This window comes from Streptomyces phytophilus (assembly GCF_013870535.1).
In the GTDB taxonomy this organism is placed as follows: Bacteria; Actinomycetota; Actinomycetes; order Streptomycetales; family Streptomycetaceae; genus Streptomyces; species Streptomyces phytophilus.
Genome location: NZ_JACBXC010000297.1, coordinates 1 through 5,800, shown reverse-complemented (window position 1 = coordinate 5,800; position 5,800 = coordinate 1). Strand labels below are relative to the sequence as shown.

7 protein-coding genes and 1 pseudogene are annotated in these 5,800 nt (G+C 71.7%); 4 read left to right on the top strand and 4 right to left on the bottom strand.

Annotated features, from left to right (window positions below; translation table 11 throughout):
• Positions 1–39 precede the first annotated feature (39 nt).
• Together H5J30_RS15385 and H5J30_RS15380 are read right to left on the bottom strand one after the other, a co-directional pair.
• Entirely contained in the window at positions 40–495 is a 456-nt protein-coding gene (locus H5J30_RS15385) for a DMT family transporter (protein WP_181787999.1), read from the bottom strand.
• A 47-nt stretch (positions 496–542) separates the two neighbouring features.
• Complete coding sequence (locus H5J30_RS15380; RefSeq protein ID WP_181787998.1) at positions 543–863, bottom strand: DMT family transporter; 321 nt, start codon at positions 861–863, stop codon at positions 543–545.
• Positions 864–1,007: 144 nt separating this feature from the next.
• Here H5J30_RS15380 and H5J30_RS15375 point away from each other — a divergent pair, with 144 nt between their 5' ends.
• From H5J30_RS15375 to H5J30_RS15365, 3 genes are all read left to right on the top strand, one after another.
• Positions 1,008–1,367, top strand: a complete 360-nt coding sequence (locus H5J30_RS15375; RefSeq protein WP_181787997.1) for a MerR family transcriptional regulator — start codon at positions 1,008–1,010, stop codon at positions 1,365–1,367.
• A 97-nt stretch (positions 1,368–1,464) separates the two neighbouring features.
• Entirely contained in the window at positions 1,465–2,232 is a 768-nt protein-coding gene (locus H5J30_RS15370; RefSeq protein ID WP_181787996.1) for an SDR family oxidoreductase, read from the top strand.
• A gap of 40 nt (positions 2,233–2,272) precedes the next feature.
• Complete coding sequence (locus tag H5J30_RS15365) at positions 2,273–3,196, top strand: RNA polymerase sigma-70 factor (RefSeq protein ID WP_181787995.1); 924 nt, start codon at positions 2,273–2,275, stop codon at positions 3,194–3,196.
• Here H5J30_RS15365 and H5J30_RS15360 read toward each other — a convergent pair whose 3' ends face one another.
• Positions 3,197–3,628 carry an ATP-binding protein gene (locus H5J30_RS15360; RefSeq protein ID WP_181788000.1) on the bottom strand — a complete coding sequence of 144 codons (432 nt, stop codon included), beginning with the start codon at positions 3,626–3,628 and terminating at the stop codon, positions 3,197–3,199.
• A 330-nt stretch (positions 3,629–3,958) separates the two neighbouring features.
• Between H5J30_RS15360 and H5J30_RS15355 the strand changes: the two genes are divergently transcribed.
• The gene (locus H5J30_RS15355; RefSeq protein WP_258563330.1) at positions 3,959–5,143 is read left to right on the top strand and encodes a helix-turn-helix domain-containing protein; all 1,185 of its coding nucleotides are present in this window, start codon (positions 3,959–3,961) and stop codon (positions 5,141–5,143) included.
• A 533-nt stretch (positions 5,144–5,676) separates the two neighbouring features.
• On the opposite strand, the pseudogene H5J30_RS36755 reads toward H5J30_RS15355, so the two are convergent.
• A pseudogene (locus H5J30_RS36755) lies at positions 5,677–5,745 on the bottom strand (hypothetical protein); the annotation flags it as partial.
• Positions 5,746–5,800 lie beyond the last annotated feature (55 nt).

The following is a 5,800-nucleotide window of genomic DNA, read 5'->3' as shown; positions in this document are numbered from 1 at the left end:
ACCTGATTCCGGCCGCCGGCCGCCGCCGCACCGCGGTCCTCACCGGTGGGCGGGCCGCGCGGTCCGGTCCTGGCGATCCGGGTGGTCCGGGTGGTCCGGGCGGTCGGCGAGCTTGAGCCAGACCACGCCCGCGATGATCACGGCGAGCCAGAGGGCCTTGCCGGCGGTGAGGGTCTCGTCGAAGACGACGGGGCTGAGCAGGGCGGCCCCGACGGCGCCGATCCCCGCCCACACGGCGTACCCGATGCCCACGTCGATGGTGCGCAGGGAGACGCTCAGGGCGAAGAGGGTCAGCAGGAAGAAGACGACCGCGACGAGCGACCACGAGAGCACGGTGAATCCTTCGCTGCCGCCCACGGCGAGGGCGTAGCCGACCTCGAAGGCGCCGGCGAGGAGGAGGACGAGCCACGCCCGTGCACGGTCGCTCCGGACGGTGACGTCCCGGCGGGCGGTGGCAGTGGCAGTGGCGGCGGTGGCGGGGGCGGTGGTGGACATGGGAGTTCCTTTCCGAGGCGTCGTACGGGGGCTGCCGGACCGGGCGGTCACGCCGCGCCGCTGAGCTGGAGGCCGACGACTCCGGCGATGACCGCGGCGATGCCGAGCAGCTTGCGCCACCCCAGGCGCTGGCCGAAGAGGCCGGCGCCGAGGACGACGATCCCGACGCCGGCGACGGAGGTCCACAGGGCGTAGCCGACGCCGACGTCGAAGGTCAGCAGCGCCCGGCTCAGGAGGTAGGTGGCGATGCCGCCGCTGACCAGCGTGGCGGTCGTCCAGGCGGGCCGGGTGAAGCCCCGGGCCTTGCCGGCGGACAGGGCGACGGCGATCTCGAAGACGACGGCGAGGGCGAGGTAGAACCAGTGCATGGCGGACGTCCTTCGTATGCTGGAGTGACAAGACGGGCGGTGGAGCCGGGTCGACGGGCCGGCTCCGGACGTCTGGATCGTGACACTTCACACCGGTGTCAACTGCAAGAACGGATGTCGGCGGACAGCCGCGAGGGAGGTCTCATGCGCATCGGTGAACTGGGGGCCGCGGCCGGAGTCAGCACGCGCTCCCTGCGCTACTACGAGGAGCACGGCCTCATCCGCTCCGAGCGCACGCCCGGCGGGTGGCGCGACTTCGACGGCTCCATGGTCGAGCGGGTCCTCATGATCCAGCACTTGTTCGCCGCCGGACTGACCAGCGTCACCATCAACGAACTGCTCCCGTGCCTGGAGGCCCCGCCCGAGGAGCGCACGGGCGTGATGGAGCGCTTGCTCGCCCAGGAAGTCGAGCGCCTTGAGGCCAAGCGACGTGACCTCGACCGCGAACTCGACACCCTGCGGGCTCTCCGCAGCGAAACGGCCTTGGTCGGCGAGGTCCCGTAGCCGACGCGGCCGCATGTCAGTGGCGGGCGGGCTGTCTCGTCCCAGGTGGTGAAGACAGGTTCTGCGAAGAACCCACCACGACGACGAGGAGACGGCCATGGGCGAGGAGAGCACGGAACGCAAGGTCGCGCTGGTCACCGGCGCGAACAAGGGCATCGGCCGCGGCGTCGCCCAGCAGCTCGCCACCCGGGGGATGACGGTCCTGGTCGGCGCCAGGGACCCGCGGCGCGGCGAGGAGGCGGCCCTGTCGCTGCGCCTGGCCGGCGGCGACGCGCACGCGGTCGCGCTGGACGTCACAGACCGGGCCGCCGTCCGCGCTGCCGCCGAGCTGGTCGAGGAGCGCTTCGGCCGCCTCGACGTGCTGGTCAACAACGCCGGCATCACCGGCTCCGGGCAGGTCTCGCCCGCGGAGGCGCACGATCAGATCCCCAGCTCCGTCGACGTGGACATGGTCCGGGCGGTGTTCGAGACCAACGTGTTCGGGGTGATAGCGGTGACCAACACCATGCTGCCCCTCCTGCGGCGCTCACCGGCCCCGCGCATCGTCAACGTCAGCACGCACGGTGCGTCGCTGGCCCTCTCCAGCGACCCGGACGGCCCCTTCGCCGCGCTGCTGCCGTCCGCGGCGTACTCGCCGTCCAAGAGCGCGCTCACCGCGCTGACCGTGCAGTACGCGAACGAACTGCGCAAGGACGGCGTCCTCGTCAACGCCGCCGCTCCCGGCTACGTCGCCACGGACAGCAACAACCACGAGGGCTTCCTCACCGTCGCGCAGGGCGCCGCGGTCGTGGTGCGCCTGGCCACGCTCGGCGCGGACGGACCGACCGCCGGGTTCTTCAGCGCGGACGGCCCGGTGCCCTGGTGACGCAGGACGGCCGGGGGGAACGGCGGAAGGAGGAGCCGCGGTGACGAAGGCGGAGGAGTTCGAGGAGCTGCGGCCGCTGCTGTTCTCGATCGCGTACCGGATCCTGGGCAGCGTCAGCGAGGCCGAGGACGCGGTCCAGGAGTCCTGGATGCGCTACCAGGCCACACGCACGGAACCCGAGTCGGCGAAGGCGTTCCTGTCGACCGTGGTCACGCGCATCTCGATCGACGTGCTGCGCTCCGCCCGCGTCCGGCGCGAGGAGTACGTCGGGCCCTGGCTCCCCGAACCGCTGCTGACCGACCCGTACGAGGACCCGGCGCGCGCGGCCGAGCTGGCGGACTCGCTCTCCACGGCGGCCCTGCTCCTCCTGGAGCGGCTCTCCCCGCTCGAACGCGCCGTCTTCGTGCTGCGCGAGGTGTTCGCCTTCGACTTCCCGGCGATCGCGTCGGCCGTGGGCCGCTCGCAGGCGGCCTGCCACCAGCTCGCCGTACGGGCCCGCCGCCACATGGACGCGGGCCGGGCCCGCTTCGAGGCCGACCGGAAGGAGCGCGAAAAGCTCGCGGGCCGCTTCTTCGACGCCTTCCGGGAGGGGGACGTGGACGCGCTGACCGAACTGCTGGCCGCCGACGTCCAGATGATCGGCGACAGCGGCGGCAAGGCCCCCCGCTTCCAGCCCGTCATCTCCGGTGCGGAGCACGTGGGCGGGGTGCTGGCGGTGTTCGTACCGCTGGTCGTCAGGGGGGCCGGGGTGGTGGAGCCGCGGCAGGTCAACGGCCAGCCGGGGGCGATCTTCCGGGACCGGGAGGGCCACGTCCTCAGCACGTGGACCCTGGACGTACGCGACGGTCTTCTCCAGACGATCCACACGGTGAACAACCCGGACAAGCTCAGCCACATCGGCCCCCTGGCGGACGCCTGGACAGCCCTCCGCGAAGCCACCGCGGCCCCCCGCCCCGAGCACTGATCACCGCGGCTCCCCTTCGGCCTTGAACTCCGCCCAGACGGCTTTCCCGGGTCCGGCCCGGTCGCTCACACCCCAGTCGTCGGCGAGGGAGCCGACCAGCAGCAGCCCGCGCCCGCGGTCGTCGGTGGCGGTGGGTGCGCAGAGGTACGGGACGCCGGTGCCGGCGTCGTGGACCTCGATGCGGAGGACGCCGTGGCGGGGGAGGACGCACACGAGGAACTCACGGCCGGGCGGCGTGTGCCGCAGGGCGTTGCTGGCGAGCTCGGAAACGCAGAGCCGGATGTCCTCGGCCACCTCACCGCAGACCCCGGCCCCGAGCACCCCGACAACGAACTCCCGCGCCCGCGACACCGACCTGGCCCGCCGCGCGAACCGCCTTTTGTACGGAGGGTATTCGCCGGGTGGATTCGAGGCCCGTCCCGGAAAGGCGATACGCCCGAGCCGATCGAGGCTTGCGCCCCGGGTCCGGAGGGGTAAGTCGGTGACGGCGTCGCCGGTCTTGCTCCGACTCGCGTGGACGGTCTGCTGAGAATCGTTCGCCACTTTCGTCTCCCTGGCATCGGGACAGAGCAGAATCGCGGCAGCGGCACGAAGGGAAAGTGAGCCCGGCTGCAACTGCCGGTAACCAGGCAATCCACCGGCACGATCCGGAACCAGAGCAACAGCACCGCATCTCCACCCCAGCCGCACCTCAACGGGTAGGCTGACCAGGGGAGATACGCGATAGGGAGCGGTGAGACGATGGCTGTCAGACGCGTACGTATGTCCGAGCGTCGACGATCCCTGGGATATTCGCAGGAAGACCTGGCCGAACGGGTCGGTGTCGCATTGTCGACGGTGCAGCGCTGGGAGAGCGGCGAGAGCAACCCGCAGCCCTGGCAACGCCCGAAGCTCGCCCGCGCGCTCGACGTGACCGCGACTCGGCTCTCCGATCTCTTGAGCCCGTCCCCTGCGGACTGGGCTGCGCCCGCCCCGGAAACCCCGGACGACGAGACCTCGGCGTGGGAGCTGGCGCGGCGCGTGAACGCCAGCGATGTCGGCGGCGAGACGCTGACGCGTCTGGAGCGGGCATTCGATGATCTGGCGACGGCCTACCCGATGACGCCTCCGCAGGTCTTATTACGGCGAGTCCGGAAGCACACGGCGTACGTTGCGCAACTCCTCGACAAACGTGCGACCCTCGCGGAGCACCGCAGGCTCCTCTCCGTGGGCGGTTGGCTGTCGCTCCTGGGCGCGACCGTGCACGTCGACCTCGACCAGCAGGACGCAGCGACGGCGCACATGCGGACAGCCGCGACCCTGGCGCGCGAGGCCGACCACCGCGAGATAGAGGCGTGGTGCTACGAGACGGACGCCTGGCGCGTACTGACGGCGGGGGACTACGCCCGTGCTCTCGAACTGTCCCGCGCGGCACAGTCCTTGGCTCCGCCGGGGACTTCAGCGCTGATCCAGGCGACTGCGCAGGAGGGGCGCGCGCTGGCGAGGCTGGGAGAGAACAGGGAGACCTACGCGGCGATCGAGCGGGTCCAGCAGCTGTCCGCCGCGATGGGTCTGGCCGAACGCCCGAAGGAACACCACTACCAGTACGACCCCGCCAAGGCGCTCGCCTACAAGGCGACGACGCTTGCGTGGCTGGGGGACCCGGCTGCGGAGGCGTACGCCCGCGAGGTGATCGTCCGGCTGAGCCCGTCGGCCGACGTACAGCAGTGGCCGCGCCGGGTGGCCTCGGCCAACATCGACCTCGCCCTGGTGCTTCTCTCCGACGGCCGGCTCGACGAAGCGTGCGACGCGGCCCGGCTGGCCATACTCAGCGGGCGGATCGTGCCGTCGAACCACTGGCGCGCGCTGGAGGTCGTGAACGCGGCGGAATCGCGAACGATGCCGGAGGCCGTCGACTTGCGCGAGGCGTACGAGGGGATGAAGGCGTTGTCCGCCCCGCAGGGGTGAGCGCTCCGGACGGTGTGCCACCCGGGTGGCACGGAAGTGCAGCCCGGGGTTCGTAGCGTCGTTGTCGAGGCCGCGGCGGGGTGGGATGCCGACTTCCGGGTTCCCGGCGTTCGGATCTTCCGTGACGCGGCTGCCGGATCCCCGGTGAACGGGCTCGGGTACGAGGGCCAGTACATGTTCGTCCACGGGTGGAAGGACAGCGAGCCGTACACGTGTGACAACGGGGTCACGGCCACCCTCTGGGGGACATCACCAACAAGGTGACCGGCGTGCGCGGCTGGGTGCCGGAGTGCAACATCGACATCATCAACGGCTGGCCGTAGACGGATCAGCCCGGCCCCGGGCCCCGCAGGCGGGCCAGTTCGGCGCGTACCTCTTCGCCGCGGCGGTGACCCGGCGCGGTGAAGAGGTCGAGGGCCCGTTCCAGGTAGGGAAGCCCTTCCGCCGGGCCCGAGAGGCGGAGCAGGGCGAGGCCGATGCCGCCCGGCCAGTTCGCCGGCGGCCTCCTGATGCCGCCCCAGCGCGAGCTGGGCCTCGGCCCACTCCTCGATGGCGAGCAGCCGTTCCTCGGCGAGCGCCGGGACGACGTCCCGTTGCAGCACCTCGGACCGGATGTCGGCGAGCGGTGCGCCCCGCCACAGCGCGAGCGCCCGGCCG

Bases quoted from the DNA above. Each gene is read 5' to 3' on its own strand.
- H5J30_RS15355 (WP_258563330.1), top strand. From the start codon at position 3,959: ATGTCCGAGCGTCGACGATCCCTGGGATATTCGCAGGAAGACCTGGCC.
- H5J30_RS15380 (WP_181787998.1), bottom strand. From the start codon at position 863: ATGCACTGGTTCTACCTCGCCCTCGCCGTCGTCTTCGAGATCGCCGTC.
- H5J30_RS15385 (WP_181787999.1), bottom strand. From the start codon at position 495: ATGTCCACCACCGCCCCCGCCACCGCCGCCACTGCCACTGCCACCGCC.
- H5J30_RS15375 (WP_181787997.1), top strand. From the start codon at position 1,008: ATGCGCATCGGTGAACTGGGGGCCGCGGCCGGAGTCAGCACGCGCTCC.
- H5J30_RS15370 (WP_181787996.1), top strand. From the start codon at position 1,465: ATGGGCGAGGAGAGCACGGAACGCAAGGTCGCGCTGGTCACCGGCGCG.